This is a genomic window from Streptomyces sp. V2I9 (assembly GCF_030817475.1).
Lineage (GTDB): Bacteria > Actinomycetota > Actinomycetes > Streptomycetales > Streptomycetaceae > Streptomyces.
The window spans coordinates 878,405-895,956 of sequence record NZ_JAUSZJ010000002.1; the positions used below are offsets into that span (position 1 = coordinate 878,405).

Sequence of the window (17,552 nt, forward strand, 5' to 3'; positions counted from 1 at the left end):
ATGCACAACCGGTACGCGGCACCGCGCGTGGGTGAGGTGTTGCTCGGGGAGGTGTGGTTCAGCCGATGTCGACGGGCGGCTCGTCGGCGATGGAGAGCTGCGTGATCTCCGCTTCGCTGAGTACGCCGGCGTACACCCGCATGTCGTCCAGCTGACCGGGCAGCGCGTTGCCCCAGGCGCCGGTGTCGTGGCGGCGCGCGCCACCGATCATGAGGGGGCCGCTGCTCTGGAAGACGTCGTCGACGAGGACGCCTTCCTCGTCGCCCTGGCGCTCGCCGGTGACGTAGAGCTTGGCCGACCGGTTGGCCGAGTCGAAGACTCCGGCCACGTGGATCCAGCCGCCGGGCGGATTGACCTCGTCGGACACGGTGGTCGCGGCCGGGCCCTCGAGCACGTCGGTCGCGTACACACCGAAGTTCCAGTCACCGACGGATTCCCCGGCTTCCTGGCGGTACCAGAGACGGAACGCGTTGCGGTTCGCTCCGGGGTGGGAGAAGACGGTCGGCGAGTGCGCGACGGTGGTGTCCTCGAGCTTGGACTGCGATTCGAGGTTCACCCAGCCGGCGACGGTGAAGCTGCCTGACGCGTCGAGCTTGACCGGCGCGGTGGCCCGGCCCAGTACGTCGGCGTCGAGACTCAGCACATTGCCGTGGGCGTAGTCGTCGGTGGTGGTGAATGTGGACCCGCTCTGCAGGGACAGCGTGTTGCCCCGGCCGCTGCTGTCGAGTCCGGTGGTTCCGGCGCTCTCGTCCAGCGCCCAGTGGGCGAGCAGTTCGGCCTGCGGATGACCGGTGTCCGGGTTCTCCAGGTTGGTCAGTCCCGGCAGTTCGTCGGGGTAGACGACCCGGTTGAACACGGCGGCCTGATCGACTTCGGCGTCCAGCTGGTTGCTCGTGCCCCAACGGCCGATCTCGAAGGGGCCGTTCGCGGCCCAGGGGGTGGTGAAGGCGGTTTCCGCGTTCAGCGTTCCGTTGACGTACAGGCGGATCTTCTGTGCCTGCCGGTCGTACACGCCCAGCAGGTGGGTCCAGGCGCCGAGCACCGGAGGCTTGGTGCCGATCGCGCGGACGATGGTGGCGCCGCCGTCGTCGGTCGCGTCCTTGTCGTACCGGTTGAAGATCCACCGGTCGTAGGCGGTGGAGTAGTACAGCTGGAAGCCGCCGGTCTTCGTGCCACGCTGTTGCATGACCGTCGACTGGGTCTTGGAGTTCAGCTTGACCCAGCTGGACACGGCGAAGTTTCCGGTGGTGTCCACGATCGGCCCGGCGGCCGCGGCGTAGCCGTCGCCGGCCGTGCTCCTGAAGCCCTTGCCCAGGCGGGCCTTGTCGGTCCAGCTCCCCCCGGTCACGGTGAGGTGGTGGGCCGTGCCCTGCGTGTTGGCGGCCGCGGTGCCGGTTCCCTCGTCGAACTTCCATACGCCGACGGGCGCCGCGGCGCGGGCGACGTTGAAGAGGTAGTCGCGGGTCTCTCCGGGGTTGCCGGCCGCGTCGAAGGTCTGCACGCGCAGGGTGTTGGTGAGCCGCTTGTCCGGGGTGATGGTCACCGTGTGGCTCGCGGTGTCGGCGGTGTAGGTCTTGTCCTCCACCTTGACGCCGTTGAGGTGGGTGACGAAGCGACGCACGTCCGTGGCACCGGCGCCGATGGTGAACCTGCCGGTCATGCCCACGCTCCCGGTCTCCGGGGAGCTGGCGCAGCTGGTACCGGCGCACTCGGGGTACTGGTTGTTCACCGAGGTGACGGTCGGCTTCGGCGGTCCCTTGGAGTCCACCTTGAAGTAGCAGGAGGAGGACCAGGGCCCGTACAGGTACCCCGTGGTGCCGCCGTAGGTGTACTTGTACTCCGTCCGCGCGCGGAAGTGGTACGTGGTGTTCTCGGCCAGCGTGGCGGTCGGCATGGTGCCGGCGGTGCCGCTGGCGGTCCAGGTGCTCGGCTTCAGCGAGGTCGGCGAGGTGCTGCTGCCGGCGTACAGCTCGAAGTTCGGACGCAGGACCGCCTTCGACCCGTCCGACGACGTCGGGGTCGCGGTGAGCCGGGGTGTGGTGTCGCGGATGATCGCGGGGCTGCTCGAAGCCGAGCAGGACACGTTCGGGTCCGACATCTTCACCGACGAGGGCTTCGCCGTCGGCGGGGAGACGTAGGTGATGGACAGGACGGGCTTGCGGCCGGTCGTGGAGTCCGCGTCCTTGGGGGACATGAACTGTTTCCACGCGATCGGGTCGCTCTCGCTCGCCCGCAGCCCCAGCGTGGTCGTGGTCGACTTGGCCTTCGCCGTGTACGCGACCGCGGCCGTCGCGTCGAACTCGACCGTCCCGTCCGGGCAGCTGGACGAGTGGCCCTTGGCCGCGGAGACCGTGTCGACCTTCGAGGACCACGACAGCGAGGAGGACCACTTGGTGGACGAGGAGATGCTGCCCGTGCGCCACAGCTCGATGTTGCGCTTCTCGCAGTTCGCCGACCAGATCTCGTACGCGGAGAAGTCGGCGTGCAGGATCTTCTTGCCGGCCACACTGCGGGTGTCGAACTGGAAGAGGGAGCGGGCCTTCTTGTTGTCCACGTACGCGTCGTAGCCCACGCCGAGCGCGTGACTGGTGTTCCAGAAGGTCGAGCTGCTCTCGTTGGACCACAGGGCGGTCCAGCCGGTCAGCTTCCCTGCCACGGTGGGCGGGTCGATCACCACCGGGTACGTGGTCTTCGGGTCGGCCAGGAACTCCTGGTCCGGCACCACCGTCAACTCGTCCTGCCCCGCGGCCATGCCGGCGATCGCGGTGCGCGCATCGGCAGGCGGGCTGACCGCGTCCACCGGGTCCACCGGACCGGCCTCGGCGGCGAGCGCGGACCTCGTGCCCGCCGCGGACCTGGCACCCGCCGCCGTCCCGGCGTCGGAGCCCGGCGTCCCGGCGTCCCACATCAGCGGCGCGCTGTTGATGAACGCGGGGTGTCCGCCGTCATCCACCAGGGACACGGCGCCGTCGTGGTTGCGTACGGTCAACCCGTCGGCCCTGACCGGGTAGCGAATGGACTTGAGCGCCGCCGCGGCCTGCGGCGTGTGCACCACCAGGTTCTGGGTGAAGCCGTCGGGCAGGACCTGGACCACCAGGTCGACGTCGGGGCGCACCGACGTGTACACGGCGTGCGAGCCGTCCAGGACCGGCTCCGGCAGTGTCCAGGGCGAGTGGACCTCGTACGAGTGCCCCCCTCGCTCGAAGCGGACCAGCGGGGCCTTGTCCCCACCGCCGGACAACGTCATGTCCAGCGCCGCCTTCGGCGCCAGGGTCCCGTCGTCGGCCCGGACGAGGGTGGTGTCCACGGCCGCCCAGCCCGTTCCCCGGCGCACCCGCTCGATCGACGCGGAGCTCTCCGCGGTGAACGTACCGTCAGGGTTGGCGAAGACCTGACCGGTCTCGGTCGTCAGACCGGCGACCTCGACCCGGCGCCCCGCCTCGGCCGCGGCGCGCGACGCCTTCTGCTCGGCCGATGCCTCGGGCAGCCGGTCGTCCTCCCAGAAGGCCTTCCCCTTGCCGGCTTCGTCCGCCGGCGTGTGGGAGACCGCCTCGGGACGTTCGGCTTCGCTCGCCGCCGCGCTCCCCGCCGGTGCCAGCAGGCCCCCCAGCATCGCCGCACCCACGGCGATCCCCACTACCCCGGATACGGGGCGTCGATGACGCCCCATCCCCCCACGACTCATCCCCAGAACCCTCACTACGTGCAGTAAACGTGTGACCGACCAGCGGACTCTAATGATCTTTTAAGAATTGTTCTATGGCCTCAAAACCGGCATGAGCGCATTTGAAATGATCAAGAGGGCAGGGCCAGAGGAATGATTCGGTAAAGGAGTCGGCCGGCCGGGTGGCCGACGCGGCTCCCCGGCCGCAGGACCGGCTCGGGCTGCCCCCCCGTGCGCCCGAGGGGGTGTCCGGCCTTCCCGCGACCTGGCCGGGAGCCGCCGGAGGCCCCTGGGACGCCCGTACGCCGGGAGCCGGTTCCGGGGACGCCCGGAACCGGCTCCCGTCCCGGGGGCCGCGGGCCCCGTCACCGGGCCGGGTTCAGCCCAGACGCAGGTGGTGCAGCATCAGCAGGGCGGCCGCCATGTTCGCGGCGGGCACCTCGCCACGGGCGATCATGTCCGGGACCACCTTGAGCGGTATCCACTCACGGCGGGACGACTCGAAGGCGTCCTGCGGGTGCCCGGTCCAGCGCGCCTCGTCGGACCAGTACAGGTGGTGGCGGGCGTCGGTGAGGCCGTTCGACGGTTCCACGGTGAGCAGCGGGCGCAGTTCGCCGGGACGCCAGCCGGTCTCCTCCTCCATCTCCCGCGCCGCGGCCGCCACGATGTCCTCACCGTCCTCGACCACGCCCGCGGCCAGCTCCCACCCCCAGCTGTCGGTGATGAAGCGGTGCCGCCAGAGCAGCAGCACCTCGTTCGCCTCGTTGACGACCGTGGCGGCGGCGACGGGCCGCTGCCGGATGACGAAGTGGTCGAGGTGGCTGCCGTCGGGGAGCCGTACGTCCGCCAGGTTCACCCGGAACCACGGGTTCTGATACACATTCCGTTCGCTCAAGTTCGTCCACTGCACGGGTGTGCCGCCTTTCGACATGTCGGGCTCTCCATGTCAGCAGGCTCGACTGCCGGGAGGAGCGAACGGCGGGGCGTCGGCGGAGCTCACAGAGGCACGCGGAGCGCCTCGTCGATGAGATCCGTGGTCCGTACGGCCTCGGCGCAGCCGCTCGCGGCGAGCCGTCGCCGGACCCCCCGCAGCCGGTCGCGCAGCCGCTGGGACTCCATCCCGCGGGCTCTGGCCGCCATCTCCGCTGCGGTGACGGCCGCCCGGTCGGCCTCGCCCTGGAGCAGCTCGATATGGCTGAGCATCGCGAGCCGGTGCACGCGCCCCCGATCGTGCGCCGGGGCGCGCACGGCGGAGGCCGCGTGCTCACGTGCGGCGGGAAGATCTCCGAGGCCGAGCAGCGCCTCCGCCACCTGGACGTCGACCAGGCCCGGCTGGACGTACCCCGTCTCGTCCGGCTCCCGTCCGGTGTGGATGCGACCCGCCTGGGCCTCGGCCCGCGCGATGCAGGCGCGGGCGCTCGCGGCGTCCCCGAGCCCGGCGTACGCCTTGGCCTGCATGGCGTGCAGGTCGGCGGCGAGGGCCGGGGTGATGCGGTCGCCGGCGGCCCGCAGCGCGGATTCGGCGAACGCGATGGAACGGCGGTGGTCGCCGAGGAACAGCGACTGGGTGACCAGCAGGGCGATCACATAACCGCCGAGCGCCCGGTCCCCACTGGACTTGGCGAGCCGCAGCGCCTGGTGGAAGTAGCGCTGGGCGAGCCCGTGGGCGTCGGAGTCGTACGCGCAGATGCCCGCCACCGCCACCAGACCGGCGGTCGCGCGGTGCAGGCTGCGGCCGAGGGCGTCGCTGCAGCCGCCGCGCAGCAGCGGCGCGGCCTCCGCGTCGAGGAAGCGGACGATCCGGGACCTGGTCGCGATGCCGCCCGTCTTGCGGTACATCTGCTCGTAGTGGTCGCGGGCCGCCTTGAGCATCGCTATGTCGGCCTCGCTCACCCGGACGGGTCCCGGCCGCGAGACGTCGGCGTCCTCCGGCGGGTTCTCCCACTCCCAGACCGGCATCACCGCCGACGTCCCCGTGACGGCGGGCACGGTGGCCAGGCCGGGGCGCTGCTGTTCGTCCGAGCGCCACAGGGCGGTGGCCCGCTCGACGAACCCGGAGAGAGTGGCCCCCTCGGCGGAGGCGTCCGCCCCGGCGGCGGAGGCACCCATCCCGATGTCGTCGAGTCCGACGGGCCGCCCGAGCCGGCCCGCCAGCACCTCGCAGATCAGGTCGGGAACCTGTCCGCGCGGGCGCTGGCCCTTGAGCCAGCGGGCGACCGCCGTGTGTTCGTACCGCAGGCTCAGCCCGCGGGACAGGCCCGCCCGGTTGACATGGCCGGCGAGGCCCGCGCGGGAGACTCCGGCCTCCTCGATCAAGGCTTCGAGCAGGACATTGGGCTCCATCGTCCCCCCAGGTGCGTGACGCGACGAGCCTAGTGGAGCACGATTCACACGGGGTGTGAACGGAATGCCCGAACCCTCCCGCCGCGCACTCTGCCGCGCGGGTCCAGGTGTCGGTTGAATGAACTCCCTCGCAAGAGGCGGCCGGGTCGTCGGCTCCCCCTCGTAACGGCTGACGACCCGCATCCGCGCCGTCCGCACTGCCGTCCTGCCCGACACTCCGAGGCAGCGCGGACGGCGCCCGGACCGCACGGCCCACTGACCGACGACGAAGGAGGGTGGCTGCGGACGGCGGCCGGAACCGCGTTCCTCCCGGTTCCCGCTCCCGTCCTGCGTGTGGTCCCCGCGCCGCTCGGCGGGGACGGAGAAGGGGCGTATCCAGTGGCCGGATACGCCCCTTCCCGATGCCGCGACACCTGCGCGAACCCGGGGGACTACGCCCCGCGCAGCACCGCGCCCGTACGCTCGGCGGCCAGGGCCACCGCGCTGTCGCGGGCGGCCGACGCCTCGTCCACCGTCAGGGTGCGGTCGGCGGCGCGGAAGCGCAGCGCGTACGCCAGGGACTTGTTGCCCCCGCCGATCTGCTCGCCGGTGAAGACGTCGAACAGCCGCAGCGATTCGAGGAGTTCACCCGCGCCCTCGCGCAGCGCCCGCTCCACCTCGGCGGCCGGGACGTCCTCGGCGACGACGAGCGCGACGTCCTGGGTCGCCACCGGGAAGGTGGAGATCCTGGGCGCCTGGAGCGCTCCGTCGACGGCCTGCTCCAGCACGTCCAGCTCGACCTCGGCGGCGCAGGTCCGCTCGGGCAGGTGGAGTGCCTTGATCACGCGGGGGTGCAGTTCGCCCGCGTGTCCGAAGAGGGTCTCCTCGCCGTTCACGGTGACGTACAGCGCGGCGCAGCGGCCCGGATGCCACGGGGCGTGCCGGTCGGCGCGGACGGTGACCTCCACCCCGGCCTCCGCGGCGATGGACCGGGCGGCCTCGACGGCGTCCGCCCAGGTCGCCGGGGTGCCCTTGCCCCACCAGCCGGCCTGCTCGCGGGCGCCCGCGAGGACGACGGCGGCGCGGCGGGGCTGGCGCGGCAGGGCCGCGTTCAGCCCGGCGATCTCCTCGTCGGTGGGCCGGCGGTCGACGGGCAGCCGGACGGCGGCCGTCTCCTTCCCGGTCGGCCTGAAGACGAGACCGGTCTCGAAGAGCGCCAGGTCGTGGCTGCCGCGGCCGTCGTTGCGCCGGAGCGCTCCGAGGAGGCCCGGCAGCAGCGTGGTGCGCAGCGCCGGCTCCTCGTCGGAGAGCGGGTTGACGAGCGTGACCGTACGGCGGCGGTCGTCGTCCGCCTCCAGGCCGAGCTGGTCCAGGACCGCGTCGCCGATGAACGGGTAGCTCAGTGCCTCGACGTAACCGGCTCCGGCCAGCACCCGGCCGATCCGGCGGTGCAGCCGCTGCCGCTCGGTCAGGCCACGCCCGGAGGGAGGCGTGGGCAGGGTGGAGGGCAGGTTCTCGTAGCCCTCCAGCCGGATGACCTCTTCGGCCAGGTCGTTCGGCTCGCCCAGGTCGGGCCGCCAGGACGGGGCGGTGACGATCAGCTCGTCCTGCCCGTAGACGTCGCAGCCGACCTCCTGGAGGCGGCGGACGACGGTCTCGCGGCCGTACTCCACACCGGCGACCTTGTCCGGGTGGTTCGCCGGCATCGCGATGGTGCGCGGCGCGGAGGGCGAGCTGATCTCGGTGACCCCGGCCTCGGCGGTGCCGCCCGCGAGCAGCACCAGCAGATCGACCGTGCGCTGCGCGGCAGCGGCGGCGGCCTGCGGGTCGACGCCCCGCTCGAAGCGCTTGGACGCCTCGGAGGACAGCTTGTGGCGGCGCGCGGTGCGGGCGATCGAGATCGCGTCGAAGTGCGCGGCCTCGATGACGACCTCGGTGGTGGGGGCGTGCTCGCCGTCCGCGTCGGCGATCTCGGTGTTGGCGCCGCCCATGACGCCCGCGAGGCCGATCGGCCCGCGGTCGTCGGTGATGACCAGGTCCTCGGCGTCCAGCACACGCACGGTGCCGTCCAGGGTGGTGAGCTTCTCGCCCCGCGTGGCACGGCGTACGCCGATCGCGCCCTCGACGCGGGTGCGGTCGTAGGCGTGCAGCGGCTGGCCCAGCTCCAGCATCACGTAGTTGGTGACGTCGACGGCCAGCGAGATGGGTCGCATCCCGGCCTTCTGCAGACGGCGCTGCATCCAGATCGGGGAGCGGGCCTCGGGCTGGAGGCCGGTGACGGTGCGCGCGGTGAACCGGTCGCAGCCGATCGGGTCGCTGATCTTGACCGGGTAGCCGTACGCGTTCGGCGCGGGCACGTCCAGGAGCGCCGGGTCGCGCAGGGGCAGCCCGTAGGCGGTCGCGGTCTCGCGGGCGACCCCGCGCATCGACAGGCAGTAGCCCCGGTCGGGGGTGACGGCGATGTCGAGGACCTCGTCGACGAGCTGGAGCAGCTCGATGGCGTCGGTGCCCACCTCGTGCTCCGGGGGCAGCACGATGATGCCGTGCGTGCCGTCGTCGCCCATGCCGAGCTCGTCGGTGGAGCAGATCATGCCGTGCGAGGTCTTGCCGTACGTCTTGCGGGCGGCGATCGCGAAGTCGCCGGGCAGGACCGCGCCCGGCAGGACCACGACAACCTTGTCGCCGACCGAGAAGTTGCGGGCGCCGCAGACGATCTCCTGCGGTTCGCCGGTGCCGTTGGCGGTGCCGACGTCGACCGTGCAGAAGCGGATGGGCTTCTTGAACCCCTCCAGCTCCTCGATGGTCAGGACCTGTCCGACGACCAGGGGGCCCTTCAGGCCCGCGCCGATCCGTTCGACGGTCTCGACCTCGAGCCCGACGGAGACGAGCTTGGCCTGTACGTCACGGCCGGTCTCCGTCGCCGGCAGGTCGACGTACTCCCGCAGCCAGGAAAGCGGGACGCGCATCAGATCTCCATCCCGAACGGCCGGGTGAACCGGACGTCACCCTCGACCATGTCTCGCATGTCATCGACGTTGTGGCGGAACATCAGCATCCGTTCGATGCCGAACCCGAAGGCGAATCCGCTGTACTTCCGGGGGTCCACGCCGCAGGCGGTGAGCACCTTGGGGTTGACCATGCCGCAGCCGCCCAGCTCGATCCAGCCCTCGCTGCCGCAGGTGCGGCAGGGATGGTCCGGGTTGCCGACGGACTCGCCGCGGCAGACGTAGCAGACCATGTCCATCTCGGCGGACGGCTCGGTGAACGGGAAGAAGTTCGGCCGCAGCCGGGTCTTCATGTCCGGACCGAAGAGCGCCTGGACCATGTGGTCGAGGGTGCCCTTGAGGTCGGCCATGGTCAGGCCCTCGTCGATGGCGAGCAGCTCGATCTGGTGGAAGACCGGGGTGTGCGTGGCGTCCAGCTCGTCGGTGCGGTAGACCCTGCCGGGGCAGACCACGTAGACCGGGGGCTTGCGCTCCAGGAGCGAGCGGGCCTGGACCGGCGAGGTGTGCGTACGCAGCACCACACCGGACTCGTCACCCTCGGTGGCCTTGCCGTCGGAGGTGGTGCCCTGGACGAAGAAGGTGTCCTGCATCTGGCGGGCCGGGTGGTCGGGCACGAAGTTCAGGGCGTCGAAGTTGAACCACTCCGCCTCGACCTCGGGGCCCTCGGCGATCTCGTAGCCCATGGCCACGAAGACGTCCGCGACGCGCTCCATGAGGGTCGTCAGGGGGTGGCGGGCGCCGGCCGGGACGCGGTCGTAGGGCAGCGTGACGTCCACGGCCTCCTCGACGAGCACCCGGGCGTCCCGCTCGGCCTCCAGTTCGGCCTGGCGGGCGGCGAGCGCCTTGGAGACGGCGCCGCGGGCCTGGCCCACGCGCTTGCCCGCCTCGGCCTTGGCCTGCGGGGGCAGGGCGCCGATCTCGCGGTTGGCGAGGGACAGCGGCGAGGTACCTCCGGTGTGCGCGGTCTTCGCCTGGGCGAGCGCGTCGAGGTCGCCGGCGGCGGCGAAGGCGGCGAACGCCTCGTCCCGCATGCGTTCGATCTCTTCCGGTTTCAGTGCCTCGACCTCGACTGGGTCGTACGACTTGTTCGGTGCCGACATCTCTTCCCGTGCTTCCGATTGGCTGATGGCGCGACCCCGCTCGACGACCGGAGGACGCAAAGGTGCCAAAGGTCGAGTCTAAAGGCCGCAGGACGGTCGGGAGGCCCGTGGGCCGCTCACGCCAGGTAGGCGGGCGTGCTCACGGGCAGGATAAATCGGAACTCGGCTCCGCCGCCGGGCCCCCGGCCGACGGTGATGGCGCCGCCGTGGGCCTCGACGATGCCCTTGACGATGTAGAGGCCCAGGCCGGTGCCGCCGCGCTTGCTGCCCCGCCAGAAGCGGGTGAAGACGCGGCTCATCGACTCCTCGGGGATGCCGGGACCCTCGTCGCTCACGGTGACCGCCGTTCCCGTCTCGTCGCTCGTCCCCGGCGCGGGTGCCGGGGTGATCTCGATGGTGACGGTTCCCTCGCCGTGGCGCACCGCGTTTTCCAGGAGGTTCCCGAGGACCTGGTCGACCTTGTCGGGGTCGGCCCACAGCTCGGGCAGCGGTCCGCGGGCCCGGACCCGGAAGCGTTCGGGGGCCTGACCGCCCGCGATGAGGGCCTGGACGTGGCGGGCGACGGCGGCGGCGATGTCGACGGGCTGGCGGCGCAGCTCCAGCCGGCCGGAGTCGATCCGGGAGATGTCGAGCAGCTCGGCGATGAGCCGGGTGACCCGGCCCGCGTCCGCGTCGACGGTCTCCAGCATCAGCCGCTTCTGGTCGTCGGTGAACCTCTCCCACTTGGCGAGCAGGGTGGCGGTGAACCCCTTCACCGAGGTGAGCGGGGAGCGGAGCTCGTGGGCGACCGTGGCGATCAGTTCGGCGTTGCTGCGCTCGCTGCGCCGGCGGGCCTCGGTCCCCCGCAGGCACACGACGACCCGGCGCACCGGCCCGGTCGGGTGCTCGCGGACGTAGCGGGCGGAGACCAGCACCTCGCGGACGCCGGGGAGCAGGAGGTTCCGCTCGGGCTGGCCGTTGCGGGTGGCGAGGCCGCCGTACGGGTCGGTCAGCGGCCACCAGCGCTTGCCCTTGAGGTCCTCCAGCGGGAGGACGGACTCCAGGGGGCGGCCGATCGCGTCGGCGCGGTCGGTGGCGGTGATGCGGGCGGCGGCGGCGTTGAAGCAGACGACGAGACCGTTCGCGTCGGCGACGACGAGACCGTCGGGAAGGTCGTCCGGATCGAGGCCCGCACCGAGGCCGTCCGGACCGGCCGCCGTGCCGTCCGGCTCCCCGTCCGCAGCGTGCGGCGCGGCGGTGTGCGCCGGTCGCGGCGCGCTCATGCCGACAGCCATCTTCCCGTATCCCACCTCTCGAACCGGTGCAGTGGGCCCCCGAGTTCGTCACCCTACTAGTCGTCGGCGAACCGGCGACACCCTGCGGGGGCGTGGAGGGGAGCGCACCGGCGGACAGGGCGCGGGATCGGCCGGAAACGTGCGCTGACGGGCCGCCGGGCCGGTGCGGCCCCCGGCGCGCCCCCTACACGCCGGGGGCGCGCCGGGGGCGCTGCGCGCGGGCGGAGGCGTAGAGGCAGACGGCGGCGGCGGTGGCGAGGTTGAGGCTCTCCGCCTTGCCGTGGATGGGGACGCGGACGACGGCGTCGGCCAGTGCGCGGGTCTCCTCGGGGAGCCCCCACGCCTCGTTGCCGAAGACCCAGGCGGTGGGGCCGCCCATGGTGCCGGCGTCCAGCTCGTCGTCCAGGTCGTCGGCCCCCGCGCCGTCGGCGGCGAGGATGCGCACCCCGGCGTCCCGCAGGCCCCGTACGGCCTGTTCGACGGGGACGCCGACCGCGACGGGCAGGTGGTAGAGCGACCCGGCCGATGCCCGTACGGACTTGGGGTTGTAGAGGTCGACCGAGGCGTCGGTGAGGATCACCGCGTCCGCGCCCGCCGCGTCCGCGCAGCGCAGGACCGTCCCGGCGTTTCCGGGGTCGCGCACGTGGGCCAGAACCGCCACCAGGGTGGGCTTCGCGGCGAGGATCTCCTGGAACGGGGTGTCCAGGAAGCGGCAGACGCCGATGAGGCCCTGGGGAGTGACCGTCTGGGAGATGTCGGCGAGGACCTCGGCGTCGGCCAGGTGGACCCGTGCGCCGGCCGTGCGGGCCGCCTCGACGATGTCGGCGTACCGGTCGGCGGCCTCGGCTGTGGCGAACAGCTCGATGAGGGTGGGCTGCCCGTCGCTGCCGCGGTGGACGGCGGCCTCGCGTACGGCCTGGGGCCCCTCGGCGATGAACCTGCGCTCCTTGCCGCGGAAGTTGCGGCGGGCCAGCCGGCGGGCGGCGGCGACACGGGGGGAACGCGGGGAGATCAGTTCGTGGGTGCCCATGGGCGGCGGCGAGCCTCTCTGCGTACGGCTGTGGCGGTGTGGGTGTCGTCGGCGGGGTGGGTCGGCGGGTCAACGCACCGGACCCGCAGGCGGCGTGCGTCTGCGGGTCCGGTTCACATACCTGGAAGGAGGTACCTGGATCAGGCGGCCTTCGGGGCGTTGACGTCGCTCGGGAGGGCCTTCTGGGCGACCTCGACGAGGGCGGCGAACGCGTTGGCGTCGTTGACCGCGAGCTCGGCCAGGATCTTGCGGTCCACCTCGATGTTGGCGGCCTTCAGACCCTGGATGAGGCGGTTGTACGTCATACCGTTCTGGCGGGCAGCGGCGTTGATGCGCTGGATCCACAGCTGACGGAAGTCGCCCTTGCGCTTCTTGCGGTCGTTGTAGTTGTAGACCAGGGAGTGGGTGACCTGCTCCTTGGCCTTGCGGTACAGGCGCGAACGCTGACCGCGGTAGCCGCTGGCGGCTTCGAGGATCGCCCGGCGCTTCTTGTGGGCGTTGACCGCCCGCTTGACGCGTGCCACTTGTTAACTCCTTGCAGCGGGGCCGTGGGTATCGGCACACGGCCCGGAAACGAATTGGTCCCGGTGTGATCGAGGTCGCGCCTCCGGAACGGTCCGGAGGCCGGGCCTCACTTGCCGAGAAGCTTCTTGATCTTCTTGGCGTCGGCCGGAGCCACGACGACCGTGCCGGTCAGCGAGCGGGTCTTCTTGGACGACTTGTGCTCGAGCAGGTGGCGCTTGCCGGCCCTCTCGCGGAGCACCTTGCCGGAGCCGGTGATCTTGAAGCGCTTGCTGGCACCGCTGTGCGTCTTGTTCTTCGGCATCGCGCCGTTCTCTCCTCGTCAGTGGCGCCCCTCACGGTGCGGGCACCGGACTGCAGGGGCGTCAGATCTCTATGGGGTTCCGGGGAGACCCTGGGGGCGCCTGGGTGGCAGCCCCCGAAGGTCACGCCTCGGAAGGTGTCTCGGCCGGAGCCTCGGCCGCCGCGGCCGGAGCCTCAGCGGTGTCACCCTCGGACGGTGCGTCGGTCGTGCCCTGACGCTCCGCCTTGCGGGCGGCCTGGGCCTCACGGGCTTCGGCCATGGCTTCGGTCTTCTTCTTGTGCGGGCCCAGAACCATGATCATGTTCCGGCCGTCCTGCTTCGGGTTGGACTCGATGAAGCCCAGGTCCTCGACGTCCGAAGCGAGACGCTGGAGCAGTCGGAAGCCCAGCTCGGGGCGGGACTGCTCACGACCACGGAACATGATCGTGATCTTGACCTTGTCGCCCTGCTTGAGGAACCGGACGACATGACCCTTCTTGGTGTCATAGTCGTGCGGGTCGATCTTCGGCCGGAGCTTCATCTCCTTGATGACCGTGTGCGCCTGGTTCTTGCGCGCCTCACGGGCCTTCATGGCCGACTCGTACTTGAACTTCCCGTAGTCCATGAGCTTGCACACGGGCGGACGGGCTGTCGCCGCCACCTCGACCAGGTCGAGGTCGTACTCCTGTGCGAGCTCCAGGGCCTTGGCAAGCGGAACAATCCCGACCTGCTCGCCACTGGGACCGACAAGTCGGACCTCGGGAACGCGAATCCGGTCGTTGATGCGGGGCTCGGCGCTGATGGATCCTCCTCGGTAGCACCACGCGACCGCCTGGCGGACAGCCGCGTAACGTCTTGTAACGTCAAGACCAACCGCGCCGGAATGCAAAAAATGCCCCGGACGGGACACAGGCGGGGCTCCAGGAACTACCGGAACACCGCCGCGGTCAACCGCGGGGCGCATCGGACGGCTCCATCGTCCGTACGGAACGATGGGGACCGTCTGACCGGTGACCCGCCGTCCGCGAGGACGGTCAGGTGGGAGATCGGAGCCTCCACTTGCGGGCCGGGCACACAGATGTCCGGCCGGTCGTTGTCTCAGGTTAACAGCCCGGTCGCGGCGGCGCTAATCGCGCGTCCGGCGCCCTGGCCGGGGGCTCCCGGGGGACGGGGCGTCCTCCTCCTGGCCGTATCGTGTGGGCATGAGCGACGCGACCCCCAGCAGTGAGAACCCCGGCTTCGACGACATGGCCCGCGACATCGCGGAGGTCCCCGCCGTCGAGGTCATCGTGACGGTCGCCGTCAATCTGATGAGCGCCGCCGCGGTGAAGCTCGGTCTCACGGAGGAAGGCGAGGACCACAAGGACCTCGACGAGGCCCGCAAGCTGGTCCACGCGCTGGCCGGGCTGCTGGACGCGAGCACCACGGAGATCAGCACCTTCCACGCCTCGCCGCTGCGCGACGGCCTGAAGTCCCTGCAGCTCGCCTTCCGCGAGGCGTCGCTGGTGCCGGACGAGCCGGGCCACGGCCCCGGCGAGAAGTACACGGGCCCGGTCTACGGCTAGGTTCTGTCCGGCGGATCATGTGACCTTCCGACTGGTCGCTCGTTGGTCCGGTCATGGGTCGGGGGGATTTGACGAATCGCGAGTGGTCGTTACTGGAACCGCATCTGCCACCTCTGGGTGGCCGGGGCGGTCGGTGGAACGACCACCGCACCGTGGTCAACGGGATGCTGTTCCGGGTCCGAACCGGTGTCCCGTGGCGTGACCTGCCGGAACGCTACGGCTCGTGGAAAACCGTTTACGAACGGCATCGCCGCTGGTCGGCGGACGGCACCTGGGACCGGATCCTGCATTCGGTCCAGGCCGACGCCGACCTGGCGGGGCGTGTCGACTGGTCGATGGTCGGCGTCGACTCGACGTCCTGCCGGGCCCATCAGCACGCGGCCGGCGCACGCAGGACCCGGCCGCGGGTCCCGAAAAAAGGACGACGCCCCGGCACCACCGCCCCGACGAGGGACTCGGACGGTCCCGGGGCGGCCTGACCTGCAAGATCCACCTCGCCGGCGAAGGCGGCTGCCGCCCCATGGCCCTCCTGCTCACGCCGGGACAGTGGGGCGACGCACCGCAGATGATCGAGGTCCTGGACCGGATCCGAGTTCCGCGGCCGCTTGGCGGAAGGCCCCGGACCCGGCCGGACCACGTCAGCGGCGACAAGGCATACAGTTCCCGCCGAAACCGCCGCTACCTGCGAAGACGCGACATCCGGCACACGATCCCAGAACCGAAGGACCAGCGGGCCAACCGCCGCCGCAGGGGCAGCAACGGGGGCAGGCCCGCCGGCTTCGACCCCGACCACTACCGGCGCCGCAACGAGGTCGAGCGGACCATCAACCGGCTCAAGAACTCCCGCGCGGTCGCCACCCGTTACGACAAGAGGGCCTACGTCTTCCACGGCACTGTCACCGCCGCAGCGATCCGACTCTGGCTCCGTCAGTGATCCGCCGGACAGAACCTAGCCGTTCCGCTTCCCCGTACGACCCGGCCGGAGCCGTTCACGCGTCGGCCGCCCCTTCCCCGTACGGACGGTCGCCTGCGCGCCCGCCGCACCTCCCCTGTACGCCACGGAGCCCGCCGTCCCCCCGTGGGACGGCGGGCTCCCGTGCGTGTGCGCCGGGGACCGTTCCTCAGACGGCGTCCTCGGCCTCCGGGGTCAGGACGTTGGGGCAGGGGTGGGTGAGCCGGTGGGCACAGGCGGCGATCGCCCCGCCGACGAGGGGCGCGAGGATGAACAGCCAGAGCTGGGTCAGGGCCGCGCCGCCCGCGAAGAGCGCCGGGCCGAAGCTGCGCGCCGGGTTGACCGAGGTGCCGGTCAGCGGGATGCCCACCAGGTGGATCGCGCCGAGCGCCAGGCCGATCGGCAGCCCGTCGAAGCCGACGACCGCCACTTTGTGCGTCACCGCGAGGACCACGTAGACGAGCAGGAACGTCAGCACCACCTCGGCGAGGAACGCGCCGCCGATGTTGATGCCGACGGCCGACCGGTCCTCGTAGCCGTTGGTGCCGAACTCCCCGCTGGTCTCCAGGCCCGGGATCTGGTGGGCCAGCAGGAACAGCAGGGCCGCGCCGACGATCGCGCCGAGGAACTGCGCCACCCAGCGCTCGACGGCCGACCGGATGCCGATCCGGCCCGCCACGTACATGCCCAGCGTCACCGCCGGGTTGACATGGCAGCCGGAGATCGGGCCGAGCGCGTAGGCGAGGGCGAGGAGGGTGAAACCGAACGTGAGGGCGATCCCCACCGTGCCGAGGTATTCGACGGCGACCACCGCGGACCCCACGGCGAAGAACACCAGCAGCAGAGTGCCGAGGAATTCGGACGCCACGATCCGCTTGTCCTCCGGCGCCACGATCCGCTTGTCCATGGAACCACCTCGCGAGTAGGCCGGTATGCCGGATTTCTCCGATGTACCGGTTCATTCTCACGGCGAGGGGCGCTTCGCGCGCGTCGGGCGGGGGCCGGTCCCTCCTCAGCGGGCGAAGAGGGGTTCCCCGGGGGTGGGCGTGCCGGGCGGGAGGAGAGCCAGGTCCAGGCCCTTCACCAGCCGGGCCCGCAGGACGTCGCTGGCCGCCAGGGCTCCGGCGACGCGGCGGGCCGCCTCGGCGGGCACCGCGTCCGGGGCGAGGACGAGCGCGAGGGTGCCGTCCGCGCTGCCGGGCCCGAGGTGGGCGCGGACGACAGCGGGGTCTGCTGCGACGATCTCCCGGACGGCCTCGGCGACGGCGGGGTCCTGGAGCGGGTCGATGCTGGTGCGGTTCTCCGCGAGGGCCAGGAGCGCCTGTCCGCTCAGCTCGAAGGCGACGGGCCCGGCGAGGTCGAGCACGACGGTGTCGGCCTTCTCGTGGGCGGCGGCCTGGAGTGCCTGGTGCAGCGGCACGGCGACGGGGCGCGCCTGCGGGTCCCAGAGCGCCAGCGAGTCGGTGGAGGTGAAGGCGGGGAGCGCACGCCGGCCGCCGGCGCTGAGGGTGGGCACGGCCATGTCACTGGTCTTCTCGCGCCGCAACCCCTTGTCGTCCACCTCGACCTCGCCGAGGACGGCGACGACGGGGACCAGGAGCCGGGCGTCGCGCAGGGCCGTGAGGACCGGGCCGACGGCACTCCGGTCCCGCGACCAGGCGTCCAGGGCGCTGGTCAGGGCGGGGGACGCCGAGCCGTCGTCGTCGGAGAAACCGGGGTCCGGAATGTTCTTGAGCTCCACGGGACGAGGGTAGTGCCTGACCGCCGGGGGGTCGCCCGCAGGTGCCGCGGAGGGCCGGAGCCACCGGAAGGGTGACGGATCGCGGGGCGGTGGG

At 71.7% G+C, this 17,552-nt stretch carries 14 protein-coding genes; 2 read left to right on the top strand and 12 right to left on the bottom strand.

The window, feature by feature from the left end:
- Positions 1-58 precede the first annotated feature (58 nt).
- From QFZ71_RS03920 to infC, 10 genes are all read right to left on the bottom strand, one after another.
- The gene (locus QFZ71_RS03920; RefSeq protein WP_307666849.1) at positions 59-3,625 is read right to left on the bottom strand and encodes a LamG domain-containing protein; all 3,567 of its coding nucleotides are present in this window, start codon (positions 3,623-3,625) and stop codon (positions 59-61) included.
- A gap of 418 nt (positions 3,626-4,043) precedes the next feature.
- On the bottom strand, positions 4,044-4,574 hold the full coding sequence (locus QFZ71_RS03925) for an NUDIX domain-containing protein (protein WP_307666850.1): 531 nt from the start codon (positions 4,572-4,574) through the stop codon (positions 4,044-4,046).
- 86 nt (positions 4,575-4,660) lie between these two features.
- Positions 4,661-6,007, bottom strand: coding sequence for a transcriptional regulator (locus QFZ71_RS03930; RefSeq protein WP_307666851.1), 1,347 nt, complete (start codon positions 6,005-6,007; stop codon positions 4,661-4,663).
- A gap of 431 nt (positions 6,008-6,438) precedes the next feature.
- On the bottom strand, positions 6,439-8,952 hold the full coding sequence (gene pheT / locus QFZ71_RS03935; RefSeq protein ID WP_307666852.1) for a phenylalanine--tRNA ligase subunit beta: 2,514 nt from the start codon (positions 8,950-8,952) through the stop codon (positions 6,439-6,441).
- A complete protein-coding gene (pheS, locus tag QFZ71_RS03940; protein ID WP_307666853.1) occupies positions 8,952-10,091 on the bottom strand; it encodes a phenylalanine--tRNA ligase subunit alpha in 1,140 nt (379 codons plus the stop codon). The genes pheT and pheS overlap by 1 nt, the downstream gene beginning before the upstream one ends.
- Before the next feature lie 116 nt (positions 10,092-10,207).
- The gene (locus tag QFZ71_RS03945) at positions 10,208-11,365 is read right to left on the bottom strand and encodes an ATP-binding protein (protein WP_307666854.1); all 1,158 of its coding nucleotides are present in this window, start codon (positions 11,363-11,365) and stop codon (positions 10,208-10,210) included.
- 184 nt (positions 11,366-11,549) lie between these two features.
- A complete protein-coding gene (locus tag QFZ71_RS03950; RefSeq protein ID WP_307666855.1) occupies positions 11,550-12,395 on the bottom strand; it encodes an RNA methyltransferase in 846 nt (281 codons plus the stop codon).
- 140 nt (positions 12,396-12,535) lie between these two features.
- The gene (gene rplT, locus QFZ71_RS03955) at positions 12,536-12,919 is read right to left on the bottom strand and encodes a 50S ribosomal protein L20 (RefSeq protein ID WP_003970214.1); all 384 of its coding nucleotides are present in this window, start codon (positions 12,917-12,919) and stop codon (positions 12,536-12,538) included.
- A 107-nt stretch (positions 12,920-13,026) separates the two neighbouring features.
- Positions 13,027-13,221 (bottom strand): 50S ribosomal protein L35, encoded by a 195-nt coding sequence (gene rpmI, locus QFZ71_RS03960; protein WP_003970213.1) that lies wholly within the window; start codon positions 13,219-13,221, stop codon positions 13,027-13,029.
- Between the two features lie 121 nt (positions 13,222-13,342).
- The gene (gene infC / locus QFZ71_RS03965) at positions 13,343-14,164 is read right to left on the bottom strand and encodes a translation initiation factor IF-3 (protein WP_373465075.1); all 822 of its coding nucleotides are present in this window, start codon (positions 14,162-14,164) and stop codon (positions 13,343-13,345) included.
- Between the two features lie 238 nt (positions 14,165-14,402).
- On the opposite strand from infC, the gene QFZ71_RS03970 reads away from it, so the two are divergent.
- Positions 14,403-14,765, top strand: coding sequence for a DUF1844 domain-containing protein (locus tag QFZ71_RS03970; protein WP_006123336.1), 363 nt, complete (start codon positions 14,403-14,405; stop codon positions 14,763-14,765).
- A 53-nt stretch (positions 14,766-14,818) separates the two neighbouring features.
- A protein-coding gene (locus QFZ71_RS03975) for an IS5 family transposase (protein ID WP_307666856.1) occupies positions 14,819-15,699 on the top strand; the annotation gives its coding sequence in 2 pieces (ribosomal slippage) (positions 14,819-15,179 and positions 15,179-15,699; 882 coding nt in all).
- Positions 15,700-15,886: 187 nt separating this feature from the next.
- Here the strand turns inward: QFZ71_RS03975 and QFZ71_RS03980 are convergent.
- Complete coding sequence (locus QFZ71_RS03980; protein WP_307666857.1) at positions 15,887-16,624, bottom strand: MIP family channel protein; 738 nt, start codon at positions 16,622-16,624, stop codon at positions 15,887-15,889.
- 105 nt (positions 16,625-16,729) lie between these two features.
- Positions 16,730-17,458: an SseB family protein gene (locus tag QFZ71_RS03985; RefSeq protein ID WP_307666858.1), complete on the bottom strand. Its 729-nt coding sequence runs from the start codon at positions 17,456-17,458 to the stop codon at positions 16,730-16,732.
- Positions 17,459-17,552 lie beyond the last annotated feature (94 nt).

Excerpts from the sequence above, each read along its gene's own strand:
- QFZ71_RS03930 (WP_307666851.1), bottom strand. The coding sequence starts at position 6,007 with ATGGAGCCCAATGTCCTGCTCGAAGCCTTGATCGAGGAGGCCGGAGTC.
- pheT (WP_307666852.1), bottom strand. The coding sequence starts at position 8,952 with ATGCGCGTCCCGCTTTCCTGGCTGCGGGAGTACGTCGACCTGCCGGCG.
- pheS (WP_307666853.1), bottom strand. The coding sequence starts at position 10,091 with ATGTCGGCACCGAACAAGTCGTACGACCCAGTCGAGGTCGAGGCACTG.
- QFZ71_RS03945 (WP_307666854.1), bottom strand. The coding sequence starts at position 11,365 with ATGGCTGTCGGCATGAGCGCGCCGCGACCGGCGCACACCGCCGCGCCG.
- QFZ71_RS03950 (WP_307666855.1), bottom strand. The coding sequence starts at position 12,395 with ATGGGCACCCACGAACTGATCTCCCCGCGTTCCCCCCGTGTCGCCGCC.
- rpmI (WP_003970213.1), bottom strand. The coding sequence starts at position 13,221 with ATGCCGAAGAACAAGACGCACAGCGGTGCCAGCAAGCGCTTCAAGATC.
- infC (WP_373465075.1), bottom strand. The coding sequence starts at position 14,164 with ATGCGCCCCGCGGTTGACCGCGGCGGTGTTCCGGTAGTTCCTGGAGCC.
- QFZ71_RS03970 (WP_006123336.1), top strand. The coding sequence starts at position 14,403 with ATGAGCGACGCGACCCCCAGCAGTGAGAACCCCGGCTTCGACGACATG.
- QFZ71_RS03980 (WP_307666857.1), bottom strand. The coding sequence starts at position 16,624 with ATGGACAAGCGGATCGTGGCGCCGGAGGACAAGCGGATCGTGGCGTCC.